The 19,296-nt window shown below is 39.3% G+C and carries 13 protein-coding genes; 1 reads left to right on the top strand and 12 read right to left on the bottom strand.

All coding sequences use genetic code 11. The features are described from left to right. Positions 1-6: 6 nt before the first annotated feature. The 8 genes from CLV81_RS03325 to uvrC all read right to left on the bottom strand — a co-directional run bounded on the left by CLV81_RS03325 (position 7) and on the right by uvrC (position 13,023). Positions 7-441, bottom strand: a complete 435-nt coding sequence (locus CLV81_RS03325; protein WP_106143630.1) for a hypothetical protein — start codon at positions 439-441, stop codon at positions 7-9. Positions 442-530: 89 nt separating this feature from the next. Then, positions 531-3,809: a TonB-dependent receptor gene (locus CLV81_RS03330; protein WP_106143631.1), complete on the bottom strand. Its 3,279-nt coding sequence runs from the start codon at positions 3,807-3,809 to the stop codon at positions 531-533. 164 nt (positions 3,810-3,973) lie between these two features. After that, the gene (gene pgi, locus CLV81_RS03335) at positions 3,974-5,611 is read right to left on the bottom strand and encodes a glucose-6-phosphate isomerase (protein WP_106143632.1); all 1,638 of its coding nucleotides are present in this window, start codon (positions 5,609-5,611) and stop codon (positions 3,974-3,976) included. Continuing rightward, positions 5,577-6,884: a peptidoglycan DD-metalloendopeptidase family protein gene (locus CLV81_RS03340; protein ID WP_106143633.1), complete on the bottom strand. Its 1,308-nt coding sequence runs from the start codon at positions 6,882-6,884 to the stop codon at positions 5,577-5,579. The genes pgi and CLV81_RS03340 overlap by 35 nt, the downstream gene beginning before the upstream one ends. Position 6,885: 1 nt before the next feature. Next, positions 6,886-7,854 (bottom strand): tryptophan 2,3-dioxygenase family protein, encoded by a 969-nt coding sequence (locus CLV81_RS03345; RefSeq protein ID WP_106143634.1) that lies wholly within the window; start codon positions 7,852-7,854, stop codon positions 6,886-6,888. 10 nt (positions 7,855-7,864) lie between these two features. After that, complete coding sequence (locus CLV81_RS03350) at positions 7,865-8,650, bottom strand: DUF3108 domain-containing protein (RefSeq protein WP_106144894.1); 786 nt, start codon at positions 8,648-8,650, stop codon at positions 7,865-7,867. Between the two features lie 308 nt (positions 8,651-8,958). After that, positions 8,959-11,226 (bottom strand): patatin-like phospholipase family protein, encoded by a 2,268-nt coding sequence (locus CLV81_RS03355; protein ID WP_106143635.1) that lies wholly within the window; start codon positions 11,224-11,226, stop codon positions 8,959-8,961. A gap of 9 nt (positions 11,227-11,235) precedes the next feature. After that, positions 11,236-13,023: an excinuclease ABC subunit UvrC gene (gene uvrC / locus CLV81_RS03360; protein ID WP_106143636.1), complete on the bottom strand. Its 1,788-nt coding sequence runs from the start codon at positions 13,021-13,023 to the stop codon at positions 11,236-11,238. A gap of 462 nt (positions 13,024-13,485) precedes the next feature. On the opposite strand from uvrC, the gene CLV81_RS03365 reads away from it, so the two are divergent. After that, positions 13,486-14,049: a 5-formyltetrahydrofolate cyclo-ligase gene (locus tag CLV81_RS03365; protein ID WP_106143637.1), complete on the top strand. Its 564-nt coding sequence runs from the start codon at positions 13,486-13,488 to the stop codon at positions 14,047-14,049. Here the strand turns inward: CLV81_RS03365 and CLV81_RS03370 are convergent. The 4 genes from CLV81_RS03370 to ileS all read right to left on the bottom strand — a co-directional run bounded on the left by CLV81_RS03370 (position 14,046) and on the right by ileS (position 19,149). After that, positions 14,046-14,678: a lipoprotein signal peptidase gene (locus tag CLV81_RS03370; protein WP_106143638.1), complete on the bottom strand. Its 633-nt coding sequence runs from the start codon at positions 14,676-14,678 to the stop codon at positions 14,046-14,048. The genes CLV81_RS03365 and CLV81_RS03370 overlap by 4 nt on opposite strands. Before the next feature lie 33 nt (positions 14,679-14,711). Continuing rightward, positions 14,712-15,269 (bottom strand): hypothetical protein, encoded by a 558-nt coding sequence (locus CLV81_RS03375; RefSeq protein ID WP_146129820.1) that lies wholly within the window; start codon positions 15,267-15,269, stop codon positions 14,712-14,714. A 91-nt stretch (positions 15,270-15,360) separates the two neighbouring features. Next, a complete protein-coding gene (locus tag CLV81_RS03380; protein WP_106143640.1) occupies positions 15,361-15,744 on the bottom strand; it encodes a TraR/DksA family transcriptional regulator in 384 nt (127 codons plus the stop codon). A 3-nt stretch (positions 15,745-15,747) separates the two neighbouring features. Beyond that, a complete protein-coding gene (ileS, locus tag CLV81_RS03385; protein ID WP_106144895.1) occupies positions 15,748-19,149 on the bottom strand; it encodes an isoleucine--tRNA ligase in 3,402 nt (1,133 codons plus the stop codon). Positions 19,150-19,296: the final 147 nt, after the last annotated feature.

A 19,296-nucleotide genomic window follows, 5' to 3' on the forward strand; every position in this document is an offset into this window, starting at 1 on the left:
TTTTGACTAAAACCACTGTCTCCATGGAATGCGAGAAAGAATTAGCACAAGACCCAGACCGTAGAAAATGGTAATGGTTTTGAACTTTTTGTCGCTCTCCATCAAACGTTTGTGGCGAGACCAGCCAATGGTAATCAAAGCAATGGCCAGTATATTGGTGAAGGGATGTTCCAAGGCCAATAAACGAGCAGGAGCGTTCAACCCGCCCATGCCCAAGGTTTGAATCGCTTTTAGCCCATTTGCCGAAACGAAGTATAGAATTAATCCAACTACCAGCTGGATATGGCTCAATATTAAAGCGAAAAGACTAACACGTAGGTCTTTGTGCATGGTAAAATCACGTTTGCCCATCCAGCCACTCAACGCATTAAAAACAGCGAGGACAAGAACTATAAGAACAACATATGCAAAGTAGGAGTGTAGGTTTTGAAGAATTTCCATGGTCAATTAGTTTGCCTAAAAGTAATGATTTTGGGAATAAAAAACCCCGCCTAAGGGCGGGGTCTTGAAATTAACTATCTATTGATTGCTTAGTTGAAAATGTATCGGATTCCCAATTGCATTTGCCATCTTGATGATTGGATGCCTTCGTCATCCAATTCCTCAAAATTAGCGCTGCCGTCCAATCCAACTACACCTGTGTTAAGTGTAAAGGTTGGTATATCTCCTGTAGAAACCGTCGTAAGAGGACTTACTTCGCTTCCTACGAATTTCAACTGACCCCAATCTTTGTTCAACAAATTAGTGAAGTTAAAGATATCTGCAGATAACTGGATAGTATGTTTGCTGTCTCCCCAATTAACGGAGAAATCCTGCAAAAACTTTAAGTCAACAATATGGCTCCAAGGACCTCTTGAACCATTACGCTCTGCATAATCTCCTCTTCGTGTGCGTAAATAGTCATCATTTTCGATAAACGCGTCCAAGGCCGCCCACTGCTCTGCAGGAGTGGCAACAAGGTTACCATCGCTATCGGTAAGATTTGCAAATGCAATCTCACCTTGGTTAGCTGGCACATAAATCAAAGCATTGTCACGAGAGTCATCATTCAACAAGTCTCTACCTTCATTATAGCTAAAGCTATATGGAGTACCTTGAAAACCTTGATAGAACAGACCCAATGTAGTTTTTATATTTTCATTCCAGTTGTATTGGTATGAAACATTGGCTATGATTCTACTTCCCAAGGCAAAATCAGATCTAGTAACAGGTAAATCAGAGTTTTTACCATTTACTGTCAAAATATTACGCCATTGAGAACTGTTCTGAGAAGACGTTCCATCAAAAATCTTATTGGATTCTGCATATGCATATGAAATTGACCCTGCAAAACCGTTTTCGAATGGCTTCGATAGTGTAAAGGTTGCATTTGTGGCGTTTCCACCACCGGTATTGGAAGCCAGAATTATTCTACCATAAGTGTTATCAATCAAGTCTGAAAAACTTCTGGTATAGAATGGCCTGTTATCAGCACCTTGATAGTTACCTATAGCTTCAGGAATATTTAGGTTCTCATAAAAAATATCTGTGATTACATCAGTATACAAAAAATCTGCAGAAGCAATCAATCCCCACCAAGGTAATTTTTGATCAACAGCAATGTTGTACTTAACTACTTGTGGCAATTTGAAGTTTGGTGCAATCAAATCAATATTCCCGCCTAGTGCTCCGGTTCCAGGTTCAACGTTCCTTGTTTGATTGTTAACATCCGGATTAAACTGGGTAACAGTTGTATTGAAATCCGCAGCAAATCCGCCTGTTATACCGTTATTATTGTACGTACCCCCTGGCCATACCAAAGGTAGTCGAGAAGTGAATACTCCAATACCTCCACGAATCTGGGTAGTCCGTTCCCCATTAACATCCCAGTTGAATCCTAAGCGAGGAGAGAAAACGGCATTGCTAATCTGTTGACCAACTCTGGCTCCCTGTAAATCTTTACCTGCAGCTTCCAGAAGACCAACTGTTGTGGTATTGAATTCCTCATTTACGGGACCCGACTTCCATACAGGAATATCAATACGTGCACCAATACTAACTCGGAAGTCATCAGTTACATCCACCTCATCTTGAACGTAGAAACCGTATTGTTCTGTTTCAAAGTCAGCAGAACCATCAGACTCATCACCTACTGCAGTGCTTCCTACCAGAGAATAACCGTGCTGATATTCAACCGGTGCTTGGTTGGTCAAGAACTGGTTTAAACCAGTGGAAAGAAGGTTCCCATCATCATCAAACAAATCCTCGAAAGTATAACTACCAAAGTTAAAAGCAAAGAATAGGTTCTTTACCTGTGCAAATTCCATGTTTGCTCCTAAAGTAACAGTATGTCTTCCAGCATATATGTTGAAGTTGTTTGTAATGGTTACATAATCTGTATTTAACAAGTTAGCTGTAGAAAAAGGCTCAGACCCAAAGAAGATATCTCCGTCACCGTCTTGAATTTCAACTGTTGGAAAAGGCTCCCCAGATGGGTCCCTGTCATCTCTTACTCTAGCATAACTGACAATGAAGTTGTTGCTGAATTTATTGCCAAAACGAGAATTGAGTTCCAACGCGGTGGAATTTGTGTTGGATTCGAAGAACTCTGAACCATTAAGGAATCCTATTTCTCTGTTACCAGAAGTTCTAGATTCAAGATTCTCCGCCCCTACATAACTATGTCTCAATGATAGGTTATGATTCTCATTGATGTTCCAATCCAACTTAGCAACAAAAGTGTTACTTTCCAAGGTTCTTGTATTGTTATCAAAAATACCAGGATTGTAGCCAAAATTGGTTTGAAGGAAGTTGCTCAAATTCGCCAAATCAGCTTCAGAAGAACGTCCCGTATAGTTGCTGAAGTTAAAAGGTTGAGGCGTTTCAGTTTCATTCCTTTCATAGTTAACAAAGAAGAACAATTTGTCCTTGATTAGGGGACCCCCTAAACGAACACCATATGTATTTGCCGAAAACTCATTTAGTTTTTGTCTTTCTTCACCATCACCTACCAAATCTGGAGGAGTCTTCCCTGATAGGGATTCATTACGTGTGAAATAATAGGCAGAACCTTGGAATTCATTAGAACCAGAACGCGTAACCGCGTTGATGGAACCTCCAGAAAAACCAGATTGTCTTACATCGAAAGGTGCAACGTTAATTTGAAAAGTCTCGATTGCATCCACTGATAGCGGGTTTACCCCTGTTTGCCCTCCATTAGTTCCGGAACCAGCAAGACCAAAAACATCATTGTTTACCGCACCGTCAATGTAGATTGCGTTATATCGGTTGTTTTGTCCAGCAATTGATATGGAAAATCCATCATCACCTTCCGACACTTGAGCTTGAGGAGTAAGACGAACAAAATCCGCCAAAGACCTTGAAGCCGCTGGTATGGTGGCCACCTCTCTTTGAGAAATATTGGTTTCAGTACCTGTTTTGTTTGCACTAAAAGTCCCATTGGATACGGCAGTAATTACCACTTCATCCAGGGCAGTGGCAGATTCCTGTAATTGGGAACTTTGCCTGGATGTTTGCCCTAAGTTCAAAAAGATATTTTCCCTCACATCATCGTTAAAACCAATATAGGAAAAGGTGATTTTGTAAGGACCTCCTGTTCTCATACCTGAAATTCGGTAGAAACCGTCAAAATCGGTAGCAGCACCATAAGTTGTACCGGTTGGCATATGAATCGCCACTATACTGGCACCAGGAAGAGGTTCACCAGTATTATCAGTTACCTTACCGCCCATGGCGGAAGAAGTAACACCCTGTGCAAAGGCTGTCGCCGTAAACAATACGGCTAAAACGGCCAAGTAGAATTTTTTCATTTTACAGTATTAAATTGATCAAATAGCACTGCAAAAGTGTGGCATTTTTAACATTTCGTTATTAAGGGAATGTTAAATAAAGAAAGGTTTCTTAACATTTAGATAACATTAATGAATCTGATTATCAGCTAGTTAAGATTTGCTAATCTTAAAGAATTCTTAATTTAACCTTTAAAAAACTGAAGAAGTTGCATTGTGGAACTATCATGTCTGCCAATTTCAGAATTTTCAAGGTCGGCAAGTATATTTTTAGCCAATTGCTTACCTAATTCCACACCCCATTGGTCGTAACTAAAAATATTCCAAATTACCCCTTGAACAAAGATTCTATGCTCATATAGGGCTATCAAGGCACCAAGGTTCTTAGGAGTAAGCTTGTTAATGAGCAAAGTGGTTGTGGGTTTGTTTCCTTCAAAAACCTTGAATGGGAGAATGGTATCCAGTTTTTCTGGTCCTACTCCCTGTTGTTCCAACTCCGATTTTACCTCCTCCTCCGTTTTTCCATTCATTAAAGCTTCTGTCTGGGCAAAGAAGTTGGCCATTAGCTTTTTGTGGTGTTCCACATCTCCATGTAGGGATTCTTTGAAGCCAATGAAGTCTGTTGGGATGAGTTTTGTTCCCTGATGTATTAATTGAAAAAAGGCATGCTGGGAATTGGTGCCCGGTTCACCCCAGATAATGGTTCCAGTTTCATGGGAAACCGAGTTTCCGGCCCTATCCTTGCTCTTCCCATTACTTTCCATGATACCTTGTTGCAAATAGGCAGAAAACCTATGAAGGTATTGGGAGTAAGGAATAATCGCTTCCGTTTCCGCGCCAAAAAAGTTGTTGTACCAAACCGTTAAAAGCCCAAGGATTACAGGTAGGTTTTCAGAGAAGGGAGTCTCTTTAAAATGGATATCCATCTCATGAGCACCATCTAATAGCTCTTCAAAGTTTTGATGCCCTATTGAAAGGGCTATGGACAACCCAACAGCACTCCATAAAGAAAAGCGACCTCCAACCCAATCCCACATGGGGAATACATTTTCTGAACTTATTCCAAACTCATCGATTTTCTTCAAGTTGGTGGATACTGCCACAAAGTGCTTGGCGACATCCTTTTCCGAAGCATTTTCAAGAAACCATTTTTTAATGGTGAGCGCATTACTCAAAGTTTCCTGGGTAGTAAAGGATTTTGAGACTATAACAAAGAGAGTAGTTTCTGGATTAAGTCCCTTCAGTGTTTCATGTACGTGATCGCCATCCACATTACTCACAAAATGTACATTGAGATGGTTCTTGTAAAACTTCAAAGCTTCGGTTACCATGACCGGACCCAAATCTGAACCCCCAATGCCAATATTAACAACATCGGTGAATGCTTTACCCGAATATCCTTTGGTATTACCAGAAATAATTCTCTCTGAAAAAGCTTTTATCTTATCCCTAACCTCATAAACCTCCGGAACTATGTTTTTGCCATTTACAAAAATGGAATCGCTGATTTTAGCTCTGAGTGCAGTATGCAATACTGCTCTATCTTCCGTTTCGTTAATGTTTTCGCCCTTAAAATATTGAGATATTGCTTCTTTTAGCTTGACCTCATCTGCTAGTTCCAATAGCAGGGAAAGTGTTTCTTCGGTTATCCTATTCTTGGAATAGTCTACAAAAAAATCACCAAAATGGATGGAAAACGCCTTTGCTCTTTGGGGGTTCTCCTTGAAAAGTGTTTTGAGATGTTGAGGCTTTAGCTGATTGAAGTGGTCATGGAGTTTTTTCCAAGACTCAGTTGTCGAGGGATTGATTTTGGAGAGGGACATTTTCAGTGTTATAGGTTATCAGTGTTTCTTGTTGTTGTGGCTCTACAAACTCAATGCAATCGAGTTGTTGTTTCATGGGGGCTATGTGTTCCAAATAATTCGTCCGAAGAGAATCCGCAATGGGTTCAGCCGCTGGTAATTTCTCCCGCAAAGGATCGACCTGTCTTCCATTCTTCCAAAATCGGTAGCAAACATGAGGACCGCCTGTGTTACCGGTCATTCCTACCCATCCTATAACATCACCTTGGCGAACAAACTCTCCTCTTCTTACCGCCTGTTTTTTCATGTGAAGGTATTGGGTACTATACGTCCCATTATGCCTAATCTTAACATATTTACCATTCCCTCCCCGTCTTGTAGATTCTGTTACCGTGCCATCTGCGGTGGCAATAATAGGGGTTCCTATTGGAGCAGCATAGTCAGTCCCTCTGTGAGGTCTCACTTTGTATCCATAATACGCTATCCTTCTTTTAAGATTGTATCTTGAGGACAATCGATATCCAAATTTGATAGGAGCCCTTAAAAACGTGCTACGTAGGTTGTTTCCTTCATCATCAAAATAATCCTGTATTTGTTTTAAGGAATCTGTGACATAAGGAAATGCATAGACTTGTTTTCCCTTATGTTCAAAGAGTGCAGCTTCAATGGGCTCTACACCTGCATAAATACTATCATTGATATACCTTTCTTTAAAAAGGATTTTGAACTTATCTCCTTTTTCCAATTTAAAAAAGTCAATGGTCCAGGCATATATTTCCGAAAGGTTTATGGTGACCAGATAATCCACTCCAAGACTATCCAGTGTTTGTGAAAGGGAGCTTTTGATAACTCCGGAAACCTCTCTTGATAGATACTTTACTTTTTTCTTGCTCTTGTAGGCGACGGCAGAATCCCTTAAATCTACAACAGTATAGTTTATTTTATCGTTCTCGTAGATAAAGACTTCTGCTTTCTCCAACGTATCTCGGGATTTAAGAATGGTATAGGGTCTTCCGACCTTGATACGCTTTACATCAAAACTATCCTTGTACTGTTCAGAAATAGTAACGATTTTAGGATAATCCACATGGTTGGCCAGCATTAGTTTTCCAAAACTGTCCCCTCTACGCACTGTGTCATTGACAACCTTGAATTCATCAAGGTCAAAACCGTAAATTTTCTTCTTGGGTATTTCTATTGGAATTTGAGCCACCTCAATCGGTTCGACTTTTTTGGTCTCCTTACATCCGACCAAAGCAAATAACAACACAACGATGCCCCAATATTTCCCCATGTTATATCTTTTTGTTTTCAGGATTGAAAATGTGGTCTACCCACTGTTTTCCCCAAGTTTCTTTTTCCCCTTCAGAGTGCAAAGTTGGGAAAAATATTATTTTCTGGAAACTCGGAGGCAAATAGGCCTTCCAATTCGTACCTCCAGTGGCGTCCACCTCAGCTTTTTCTTTTGCCAAATACCGATAGGCGGAACCCATATGCATCAATGGCCAATTCACGTTCGCATTCACATCCAATTCTTTTAACGCATTTATCAACTCTTCATTGTTCTTGGATGCTTGAGGAAGCTGAAGGTATTTATGATAGATAGTGCTATTTTTTACTTGATTTGAAATTCGAAGCAGTCTGGGGGTATACCTGAATTCAAATTGTTTTAATGTCAACGTTTTTTCTCCAGTGGTTATATCGGTCGCTCCCTTTTTCCAGTATATATGTTCAAAAAGCTCTTCAATGGTATTTTTTCCTGTAAAGGTCTCCCGGTCATCCAAATGGACTAAATTCTCCAAAGGCGTGGCATAAATCTCGATCATTCGGTATTGAACCGATTGAAATCCGCTTGCGGGAAGCAATGCCATTCTGTATCGAAGAAACTGTTCGCGCTCCATTCCCTTTATCATAATACTGAAAGAAGAAATAAGCGCTTTGTAATAACTGTTCATTCTTCGTATCCTTTCCACAAAGAAGGATAAATCCTGGGATTTGTCTTCAACAAGCTGTTTTTGCTCATGCAAAATCAGTTTAAAGTACAACTCCGTAATCTGGTGGTACATGATAAAAATCTCCTCATCAGGAAAATGGGTTCTGGGCACTTGAAGACTAAGCAGGGTGTCTAGATGGATATAATCCCAGTACGTAAGGTATTTTTGATATAGGAGGCCATCAAGGTAGGAGCTAAGGTCCTGACCTGAGTGCCTGTATTTTTCTTCAAGTTTGTGGATTTGGGACTTAATGATGTCGTCCTGGTTCATTCAGTAAAATCTATCGCTTCTTCATTATTATTTTAAACTGGTTGCGAAGCCCATTATAACCATCCAAATCTGCTTTTAAAGAGCCTACAGCCAAATCTGCCTTAATGCGGACAGGTATTTTGTTCATATCATTGGAAACCCATAAGGTCAGGCTCTCTTTTTCTTTGAAAACACGCCCTGATTGAACCAAAGGCCTAAATTTAAGACATTCTACTTTTCCAAATTTGGTGCGAATGATTTCTTTTCCCAAAAACTTCAATTTGAACTTAAAAACGCCATCGTCATCAAACAACATGTCCATATCGATGGATTGCCCTTCCTTGAAGTCCTCAAGTTTATACCTGTTCCTTAGGTGATACGATGCGGATAAAAGGTCTTGGATATCATCATGCACGGGGATGTCAAATTCCTTTCCATTCTTGTTGTCCTTTAGAATGGCTTTATCCTCGGCATAGTGAAAATCAATTTCAATATCTTTCGTGTAGCCTCCCTCGTTTATTTTTCTAATAAATCGATAGGGTTTGCCATCCTTGCGGCCGAAGTAGCTTTCATAAGTATCATCCACCTTAAAAAAGATACTTGCAAAGCCTGTGGTTTTCCCTCGACCCACAACATGATAAACGGGAATACTATCTATTTTATCAGTGCTTAATTGCAAAGTGGCGTAACTGGCATTTAAGAACCCATAGTGAATGCGAAATTTTAACCATTCCCCAGATTTAAAGGCAGGATAGGTTTTTTGTCCTGCCATAGGAAGGGTAAAAAGAATACAAAGTAGGATGTATATTTTCTTCATGGCTTTAACTATGGTTGTAAAATTAGTAAAATCAAGCTTCAAGATGATTAGTTTACAATTACTTAAACAAAAGCTGTTTCAAAATATTGTAGCATAAAAAAAGCCCAGTTTAGCAACCGGGCTTTTCCTAAATAACCAACCAAACTTTAAATTATGAAAAACCAATACTTAAAGTTATAAGGGAACCACCCCTTATGTTTTGTAAAGATACATCAAGACTTTGTAGGAAAATAAGTTTTTAACGGACTTTAACTAACCGAATAAAATTTTATGAAATCCTTAGACAAGAAGGCTGTATGCAAGGTATTCTAAAACCAGTAACCTACGCTAAAAAATATGTGGTTTTCATTGGATTCTGGAGAAAAAGAATAAAAAACCTGAACCGGGCCCAAAAAAGATTCCAAGCCATAACCAATACCATAACCTGTGAAGCTAGGCTCGGAGAACCATTCTCCAGTTCTGAACAAATCGTCTTCTACATTGGCGAAATTAGCGGTGAACATAAAATGATTCTTAGGTGCGAATTCATAATCCAATCGCCCGTAGGCCTTTACGAAACTATTTCCTGGTAAACTCAGGAAATCGTACCCAAAAAATGGAATGAAATTATTTACAAAATCATTGCCATAACCCCCCAAAACAAAATCAAAAGAAGTAACGCTGGACGTTCCCAATTTAAATCCTCCTGAGGTTTCCAGGTTAAGAGACAAATTATTTTTCAATGGAAAAGCCACTCCTAACTGCGCTTTCCCAATTGAAAACTCCCTGAAGTTGTCGTTAAAGTCGGATGAAAAAAGGTAAAGATGAAAATCACTGTCAAAGAACAATCCTTTGGTTGGGAAATATTTATCATTATATGTGTCAAGTTTAATAGACCCGTAAGTACTGAAATAATTGGAGTCTTCGAAAAAAGTCCTATCAGAAGAAGTTGGAACAACTAATTCCGGTGTTTCCTGCTCAATTAAATCGTTTAACGTATTTGTACTGTATCTCAATAGTTTATGCTCCACTCCAAGAGTAAGAGCAAATTCTTCCCTAAAAACGGTCTGTAGATAAATTTGATTGGTGAGATCAGTAACATCCAAGGTGATTTCCCGAATATTAGGGTCATCAACTACATCAAAGTTTGAACGTATCAGTCCAAAATCAATTTCTTCATCAAAATCGGTGAATCTCGAATTTATACCAAAACTCCAATAAAATCCTTTATCCAGATAGTATTCCAAATTATACCGAATATGGTCTCCCAATATAAAGTCAAAAGAAGCGACATCATCTTTCAATAAGAAATTCTTTCGGGTAAGGTTGATTAGTGCAGCACTTTGGTACAAATCATCATAGTGAGCCGCCATTTTAATGAACATTTTTGTCTCTTTTTCCCTCAACTTTAAGATCAAATCAGTACCTAGACCATTGGAGACCAATTCGTAACGAATGGCTTTGAAATTTCCCGTGGCAGATAAATTGTTGATTCCCTGTTTTAGCTTTTCAAATGGAATCCTTTCTGCCAGATTGAACCTTAGTTTTCCTTTAATATATCCACGGGTATAGCGGTCGTTTCCACGTATGATCAACCTGTTTATGGTAAGACTGTCCATAGCAGGGATATTAGGTTTGATATATGGAATAGCATTTTGCTTGATGGCAACTTGCTCCAATTCTTCAAGTTTTTCCATAGCTCCATCGCGACCACTTTGAATAATCTCTTGTCCTCTTTCAAAATCTATGACCGAGAAATCATTAATGTCCGGTCTAATATAAATATCGGTCTGTTTGGATTTCTCTTTCATATCGTTAACCGTTCTATAATTATTGATTTGAAGCAGAATCTCCGTTGCAGAGGTTAGGGATTCCCGTGATGCCAAATCATGTTGCACATCAACACCTATGATAAAATTCGCTCCCATTTTCTTGACCTCATCTATAGGATAGTTGTTCACAACCCCTCCATCAATCAATATATCACCATCCACTTCGGAAGGTTCAAACAAGGAAGGGAAAGTACCACTGGCCATAATGGCTTCGGGCAAATAACCACTGTCCAAAAGAACGCTTTCGCCCGTTTCAACATTGGTTGCCATGCAGATAAAAGGTATGGGCAGCTTTTTAAAATCAGATACATCCTTTACGTGAAAAAGGAGTTTTACAAATTCGTTGTAAATGTTTTGCCCTCCAGAAATGGCCTGGGGAAAGGAAACATTAAAGTTGTCAAACGGTAAACTCAATGCATATCGTTCAGAGTCGTCTTTTTCGTAAAAAGTCTTTGCCCCCCTGGGCACGTTATCCGTTATAAGCCTTGGGAAATCAGTAGTCCTGAAAATGGAGTCCAGTTCGTTGGCAGAATATCCTGAAGCGTACAAAGCACCTACAATGGCCCCCATACTTGTTCCTCCAATATAATCTATCTTAATACCAGCTTCCTCAATGATTTTCAATGCCCCAATATGGGCCAAACCCTTTGCACCTCCCCCGCTCAGAACCAACCCAACCTTCAACTCCTCCAAACCATTATTAGCCTGGGAAAAAGCCACTATTCCAGAAATAATAAATAGGAAAAATGCAATCTTTCTCTTCATTTCCAATTCTTAATGAAAGGATTCATAAATCTTTTTTGCCTTTGCCATTCCTACAGTTTCCGCCAAACTCTCCACCGTTGCTTCCTTTATTCGTTTTACCGATTTAAAACTTTTCAAAAGCTGCTCTGCGGTCTTTTTGCCTACTCCTTCAATACTTTCCAGTTCAGAATCAATAGCGCCCTTGCTTCGCTTATTTCTATGATGGGTAATTCCAAATCTATGTGCCTCGTTTCTAAGTTGCTGGATTATCTTCAACGATTCGGATTTTTTATCAAGGTAAAGTGGAATCGGGTCATCTGGGAAATAGATTTCCTCCAAACGTTTGGCAATACCAATAATAGCTATCTTACCCCGCAGCTCCAAAGCTTCCAAACTTTTCAATGCCGAGGACAATTGTCCCTTACCGCCATCAATTACAATGAGCTGTGGTAAGTTTTCTTCTTCATCCAACAATCTTTTATATCTCCTGTACACCACTTCTTCCATGCTTGCAAAATCATCCGGGCCCTGTACAGTTTTTATATTGAAATGGCGGTAGTCTTTTTTGGAAGGCTTTCCATTTTTGAATACGACACATGCGGCCACTGGATTACTCCCTTGAATATTCGAATTATCAAAACATTCTATATGTATGGGTTCTTCAGAAAGTCTTAAATCAGACTTCATTTGGGCCATGATACGTTTGGTATGCCTATCCGGGTCCGTGATTCTTATTTGCTTAAAACGATCTTGTCTAAAAAAGCGGGCATTTCTTTCGGAAAGCTCCATGATGCGTTTTTTGTCTCCTAATTTGGGTACCGTAACCTTGAGGTCATCTTCAACAGACACGGGAAATGGCAAATATATTTCCTTGCTATCAGAGCTAAAACGGCGTCGCAACTCTACGATGGCCAGTTGCAATAACTCAGTATCAGCTTCGTCCAGTTTTTTCTTTATTTCTAAAGTGTGTGACCTCGTAATAGCACCATGCGAAAGCTGGAGAAAGTTTACATATCCATGCGTCCCATCAGAAATAATGGTAAACACGTCTACATTGTTAATTTTGGGATTGACCACAGTGGATTTGGCCTGGTAACTTTCAAGTATTTCTATTTTTTCCTTGATTTCTTGCGCTTTTTCAAACTCCATTTCAGTAGCAAGAACCTTCATCTGAGCTTTAAACTCCTGTAAAGGTGCTTTGAAGTTCCCTTTGATGATTTCCCTTACTTTTTCTATACGCTTGCTATATTCTTCTTCAGTGATCAGTCCTTGACATGCACCCTGACAAAAACCAAGATGGTATTCCAGGGAGAACTTGAATTTTCCCGCTTCAATCTTCTCCTTGGTCAACAGATGCTTGCACGTACGCAAAGGTTGAACATTTTTTATCAGTTCAAGGAGCGTTTTCACGGTTTTCACGCTCGTGTATGGGCCAAAATATTCAGACCCATCCTTAATAATATTTCGGGTCATGAAAATTCTGGGGAAAAGTTCGTTTTTGATGCAAATCCATGGATATGATTTATCATCCTTTAGCAAAACGTTGTATCGGGGCTGATGTTCCTTGATGAGATTGTTCTCCAAAAGAAGGGCATCTGATTCTGTAGCTACCACTATATGGCGGATGGATACAATTTTCTTGACCATTACCCGGGTCTTGCCGTATTCATGGTTCTTGGTGAAGTAAGAAGAGACCCTTTTCTTTAAGTTCTTTGCCTTACCCACATATAAAATCTTGCCGTCAGTATCGAAAAATTGATATACTCCTGGATTGTTGGGCAGCGTACTTATTTGAACCTCAATAGCGGTCTTGGACATATTTTATAGCAACGAAAGGTCTTAAACAAAGTTAAATGTAAATAAATGGGATAATAGTTAAAACTGATAAATCTATATTTCATTTTGATTGATGGCATTCCAGATTTGATACTTGGGTCTTTACTTCAAAATACTTGGAACTCTTGGATTTTGAACCGATATTCAAGTAAACAACAATATGATACTTGTTGTTCCAAAAAAAGTGTTTAAAATTTCCCTCAAATTGTTAAACTGTTGCTAAAAAAAGTGCTTTTCATCGATAAAAAGTGCATTTCATAGTAATCTTCTCGTTTTATTTACTTACATTTAAACTGAATTATTATAACACCTATGGAAAATTATATTATCGTCTTGGGAATGTATCTCATCTTGATGTTGTTTTTCAAAATCTTTTATTCGGTTTCCGAAAAAAAGACTCTTCAAGATTAATATTCCAAGACACCCCAAACGCTTCAACATTTTATGTTGAAACATGAACTAAGAAGAAAATACAGACAAAACAGAGTTCATCTAGAAAGAGATGAAATCGAAACAAAAAGTATAACCTTAGTAAATAAAATTTTACAAATCCCAATATGGGATTTTTTTTATTTCCATACTTTTCTGAGCATTATAAAAAACAAAGAGGTGGACACTTTACCCTTGATCACCTTGCTTCAAGGTAGGGACAAACACATTGTTGTTCCTAAAGTGATAGGCGAACATTCCATGAAACATTATTTACTTACCGACAATACTGGACTAAGACTAAACGAGTGGTCCATTCCTGAACCTATTGACGGTATTGAAATACCTGAGAAAAAAATTGAGGTTGTTTTTATCCCATTATTAGCTTTTGACAAACTTGGTAACCGTGTTGGGTATGGAAAGGGGTTTTATGATGAATTCCTATCTAAATGCGATTTCGAAACCATAAAAATTGGACTCTCACTTTTTGAAGTAGAAGAAGAACCAATTACCGATGTTCATGAAAAGGATATTGGTTTAGATTACTGTGTAACTCCAAACCAAATCTACACCTTTTAAGCTTCTTCTTTCTTTTCTGTCTTTGGAAAGGCCTTTTTGTTGAAGACAATCAAAATACCCACTCCTGTACTTATTGCAGTATCTGCAATGTTGAAAACCGGCTCAAAAAACCGAAAGCTTTTTCCTCCCAAAGAAGGTACCCAATCGGGCCAAGTGGTATCTATCATTGGAAAATAAAGCATATCCACTACCTTCCCATAGAATAACTTTCCGTAGGGTTCATTAGAAAAAAGAGTAGACACCTGCCCAACACTTTCATTAAATATGGTTCCATATAAAACGGAGTCAATAATGTTACCCAAGGCTCCCGCGAATATGAGTGATACGGCAATAATCAAAGTTTTAGGAGCATTCTTTTTGATAATGTCCCATAACCAATACCCGATTCCTACAATAGCAAAAAGCCGAAAAATGGTCAACACCAATTTGCCGTTAGTTTCCGAAATAGGAAGCAAATCACTTAGTTTAGTTCCCCAGGCAGCACCCTCGTTTTCTATGAACAGGATTTTGAACCAACTGAAAACATCAACAGATTCTCCCAGAATAAAATGGGTCTTGATATAGATTTTACTGATTTGATCCACCAAAAGAATCAGAAAAATGATGAGTAGGGACTTTTTTAGATTCATCGTTTCTTTAAAGAATGCGCAAAAGTAGGCATATTATTTCGTTTTGTTCAAGTAGATATTACCCTCTTTGCTTTGCAGCATATAGTGTTTATCCCCTTTGGGGAAGTCCTTGTTGAAGACTTTTCCATAATCGCTCGCCGCTTCCACCACTCCAGAGGCTGTACTGAGCCAAATATCCCCTTTTTGGGTGGTAACGTCTACGGTTTCCCCCACATCAACTATTTTACAGTCTCCATCAGAGAGTCTTACTGTGAGTTTCCGGTAATCCCCCTTGGCTTCAACATGCGAATTTGTCCCATAGACCACGACTTCCTTGTACTCAGGAACTTCGATATGCAAAGCAATTGAAATCACCTTATGCGCACTAAGCTTATCGTTTGGAAAGATAAAATTGGGATGGAATCCTGTGCTTACCAAAATGGACTTTCCTTCGGTCTCAAGGTTTACCACTAAATCTGTGGAGTACTCGCCTTCCATACTGGCATTTATCCTTAACTCATCTGAAGAGGTGGTTTCCAAATTTACTTGATAGCAATTTTTTACGTCAATTACTATCCTGGAAACATGGGAATCCACCAGTGTTTTTTTCAATACTTTTTGTGAAGAAACACTGAAAAAGAACAGAGACACAAAAGGAAAAACAAGCCCCTTACATTTAAAAGAACTTAGGGGGCACATGTTATTATTTCTGCATGTTTTTTGCCTCAATACTTAGGGTAGCATGGGGAACCAACTTAAGGCGCTCTTTGTTGATCAACTTACCGGTAACCCTGCAAATTCCATATGTCTTGTTCTCAATTCTGAGCAATGCGTTCTTCAAATCGCGAATAAACTTTTCTTGACGTATGGCCAATTGTGTGTTCGCCTCTTTGCTCATGGTTTCAGAACCTTCCTCAAAAGCCTTAAAGGTGGGAGAAGTATCGTCTGTTCCATTATTCCCGTCGTTCATATATGAACTTTTCAAAAGCTCTAAATGTTTATTGGCTTTTTCTATTTTTTCCTCAATAAGGTTTCTGAATTCTTCAAGGTCTTTATCCGAATATCTTACTTTTAAATCTTGTGCCATGTTCTAATGTTTTTGGATAAATAATTTTGTATTTACTTCATCGAAGGCAATTGCAACGCCCTCTTCCAATTTTTCCTCAAAATTCAATTCTGCGGTCAGGGTCTCTGTTTTGATGTAATCTTCATTACTCGATACCGCTTTCTCTACAAAACCGTCTTTTAATATTTTGATGTCAATCTTATCTGTAACTTCAAATCCCGATTCTTTTCTAAGATTCTGGATTCTATTTACCAGTTCCCTTGCAATCCCTTCTTTTCTGAGTGTATCATCTATGGTCACATCCAAGGCCACCGTAAGGGCTCCTGATGTTGCTACCAACCATCCCTCAATATCTTGGGAAGTTATCTCTACATCGGTTAACTGTAAAATAATACTTTTATTTTCTATTTCAAGCATTAATTCGCCTTCACGCTCCATTTTTTGGATATCTTCTTGGTTCAACTGACTCACAGTAGCAGCTACAGCCTTCATGTCCTTACCAAACTTAGGGCCCAATACTTTAAAATTGGGTTTTATCTTCTTCACCAAAATATCGGAAGCATCATCCAACAACTCAATCTCTTTGACATTGACTTCTGATTTAATCAAGTCTGATACCGCCTCTATTTCTGCTTTCTGATTTTCATCCACTACAGGCACCATTATCTTCTGTAAAGGCTGTCTTACCTTGATTTTCTCCTTTTGGCGTATGGACAAAACCAGCGAAGATACTTTTTGAGCCATTTGCATCTTTCCTTCCAACGCTTTGTTAACCATGTTACCGTCAAAAGATGGAAAATCTGCCAAATGAACACTTTCAAAGTTCTCCATTCCAGTGGCTGCATTCAAATCCTTATATAGTCGGTCCATATAAAAAGGTGCCACAGGAGCTGAAAGTTTGGCTACTGTGACCAAACACGTATATAAGGTTTGGTAGGCTGAAATCTTATCTTGTTGATAATCCCCTTTCCAGAATCGCCTTCTACTTAAGCGCACATACCAATTACTCAGGTTTTCTTGAACGAAATCGGAAATCATGCGTGCTGCCTTTGTAGCCTCGTAATCGTTGTATGCCTCGTCCACTTTTTGTATCAGGGAATGAAGCTCTGACAAAATCCATTGGTCAATCTCCGGCCTTTCGTTCAGTGCTATTTCATCTTCACTAAAATCAAACTCATCAATATTGGCATAGAGTGCAAAAAAGGAGTAGGTATTGTAAAGGGTGCCAAAGAATTTTCTTTTTACTTCAACCACACCATCTAAGTCAAACTTTAGATTGTCCCATGGATTGGCGTTGGAAATCATATACCAACGGGTGGCATCAGCACCATGCTTTGGTAATGTTTCAAATGGGTCAATGGCATTGCCCAATCGCTTGGACATTTTCTTTCCGTCTTTGTCCAAAACCAAACCGTTGGAGACCACATTTTTATAAGAAACGGAGTCAAATACCATAGTTGCAATAGCATGTAAGGTATAAAACCATCCACGGGTCTGGTCCACTCCTTCGGCAATGAAATCTGCTGGGAAAGCCACACCATCATCTATCAACTCTTTGTTCTCAAAAGGATAGTGCCATTGAGCGTAGGGCATGGAACCACTATCAAACCAAACATCTATCAAATCTGATTCCCGTTTCATGGGTTTTCCAGATGGCGATACCAAAGTAATTTGGTCCACAATGTTCTTGTGCAAGTCAACCGTATCATAGTTCTTCTCACTCAAGTCGCCAATCACAAAATCAGCAAAGATATCTTTATCCATGAGGCCGGCTTCAACCGATTTGGACATTTCTTCTTTGAGTTGTTCTATGGAACCCATAATCATTTCCTCTTTGCCATCCTCGGTTCTCCATATTGGAAGAGGTATTCCCCAATATCTCGACCGGGATAGGTTCCAATCATTGGCATTGGCCAACCAGTTCCCAAAACGTCCTTCACCAGTAGCTTTTGGCTTCCAATTGATAGTCTGGTTCAATTCGAACATCCTATCCTTAACGTCGGTCACCTTTATGAACCAAGAATCCAGAGGATAGTACAAAATCGGTTTATCAGTACGCCAACAGTTGGGATAACTGTGAAGGTATTTTTCAACCTTGAACGCCTTATTTTCCTCTTTAAGTTTGATAGCAATCTCCACATCTATCGATTTTTCGGGAGCCTCACCATCATCATAGTATTCATTTTTTACATACTTGCCACCAAACTCTTTGAGTTCTGGACGGAATCGACCCTGCAAATCAACCAAAGGGACAGGGTTGTTGTTTTCATCCAAAACCAACATGGGTGGTACTTCGGGTTCCGCTTGTTTGGCCACGAAGGCATCATCCGCTCCAAAAGTAGGTGCGGTATGGACAATACCAGTACCGTCTTCCGTAGTTACGAAGTCTCCGGAAATGACACGAAAGGCGTTCTCTGGATTTTGATAGGGCTGAACATAGTCTATCAATTGCTCGTATTGAATCCCAACCAAATCCTTACCGGAAAAACTTTGTACAACTTGGTATGGTATTTTTTTTGCCCCTTTCTCAAAGCTTTCAAAATCTGCTTGGGTTTCTGCCTCAAAAAACTTTCCTGAAAATTGTTTTGTTACCAGTGCTTTTGCCAAAACCACTTGGGTAGGCTCAAAAGTGTATTGGTTAAAACTCTTTACCAAAACATATTCAATTTTGGGGCCTACGGTCAACGCTGTATTTGAAGGCAATGTCCATGGTGTGGTTGTCCATGCTAAAAAATAGATTTCTCCGTCTAATTCCCTTAGAAAATCAGGTAATGATTCTCTTTTTGCTTTGAATTGTGCCGTGACCGTAGTATCCGTGACATCTTGATATGTACCCGGTTGGTTCAGCTCGTGGGAGCTCAATCCAGTACCCGCTTTGGGGGAGTACGGTTGTATGGTATATCCCTTATAAATGAGCCCTTTATCATAAATCTGTTTCAACAACCACCAAACAGATTCCATATACTTGGATTTGTAGGTGATGTAGGGGTCATCCATGTCCACCCAATACCCAACTTTCTCGGTCATTTCATTCCACACATCGGTATAGCGCATCACCGCTTTTCGGCAGGCCTCATTGTATTCCTCAATGGAGATTTTTTTACCGATGTCCTCTTTGGTAATCCCAAGTTCTTTTTCTACCCCTAATTCCACAGGTAGACCATGGGTGTCCCAACCAGCTTTCCGCTTCACCTGGAAACCTTTCATGGTCTTATATCTTGGGAATATATCCTTAATGGTTCGCGCCATTACGTGGTGAATCCCAGGCATTCCATTTGCTGAGGGAGGGCCTTCAAAAAAGACATAGCTTTCCTTGCCTTCCCGAGTGGAAACACTTTTCTCAAAAATCTTTTCGTCCTTCCAAAAATCCAATACCTCATCGGCTACTTTTGGCAAGTCCAATCCTTTGTATTCCGCGAACTTCATCGGTTCCTTTTTCTTCTCAAATTCCAAGTTCGCAAAATTAAAAATTTAAGTGGAATTCTCTGTAGTGAAATCGCTTAAGAAAGCTTCGTAATTGACTTAATGTAAATGTAATACCTCCGTAAACTGGAAAACCGGCCAATTTTATTA

Origin of the sequence: Flagellimonas meridianipacifica, assembly GCF_003001695.1 — a bacterium.
Taxonomy (GTDB): domain Bacteria; phylum Bacteroidota; class Bacteroidia; order Flavobacteriales; family Flavobacteriaceae; genus Flagellimonas; species Flagellimonas meridianipacifica.

Excerpts from the sequence above, each read along its gene's own strand:
- CLV81_RS03325 (WP_106143630.1), bottom strand. The coding sequence starts at position 441 with ATGGAAATTCTTCAAAACCTACACTCCTACTTTGCATATGTTGTTCTT.
- CLV81_RS03330 (WP_106143631.1), bottom strand. The coding sequence starts at position 3,809 with ATGAAAAAATTCTACTTGGCCGTTTTAGCCGTATTGTTTACGGCGACA.
- pgi (WP_106143632.1), bottom strand. The coding sequence starts at position 5,611 with ATGTCCCTCTCCAAAATCAATCCCTCGACAACTGAGTCTTGGAAAAAA.
- CLV81_RS03340 (WP_106143633.1), bottom strand. The coding sequence starts at position 6,884 with ATGGGGAAATATTGGGGCATCGTTGTGTTGTTATTTGCTTTGGTCGGA.
- CLV81_RS03345 (WP_106143634.1), bottom strand. The coding sequence starts at position 7,854 with ATGAACCAGGACGACATCATTAAGTCCCAAATCCACAAACTTGAAGAA.
- CLV81_RS03350 (WP_106144894.1), bottom strand. The coding sequence starts at position 8,650 with ATGAAGAAAATATACATCCTACTTTGTATTCTTTTTACCCTTCCTATG.
- CLV81_RS03355 (WP_106143635.1), bottom strand. The coding sequence starts at position 11,226 with ATGAAGAGAAAGATTGCATTTTTCCTATTTATTATTTCTGGAATAGTG.
- uvrC (WP_106143636.1), bottom strand. The coding sequence starts at position 13,023 with ATGTCCAAGACCGCTATTGAGGTTCAAATAAGTACGCTGCCCAACAAT.
- CLV81_RS03365 (WP_106143637.1), top strand. The coding sequence starts at position 13,486 with ATGTTGAAACATGAACTAAGAAGAAAATACAGACAAAACAGAGTTCAT.
- CLV81_RS03370 (WP_106143638.1), bottom strand. The coding sequence starts at position 14,678 with ATGAATCTAAAAAAGTCCCTACTCATCATTTTTCTGATTCTTTTGGTG.
- CLV81_RS03380 (WP_106143640.1), bottom strand. The coding sequence starts at position 15,744 with ATGGCACAAGATTTAAAAGTAAGATATTCGGATAAAGACCTTGAAGAA.
- ileS (WP_106144895.1), bottom strand. The coding sequence starts at position 19,149 with ATGAAGTTCGCGGAATACAAAGGATTGGACTTGCCAAAAGTAGCCGAT.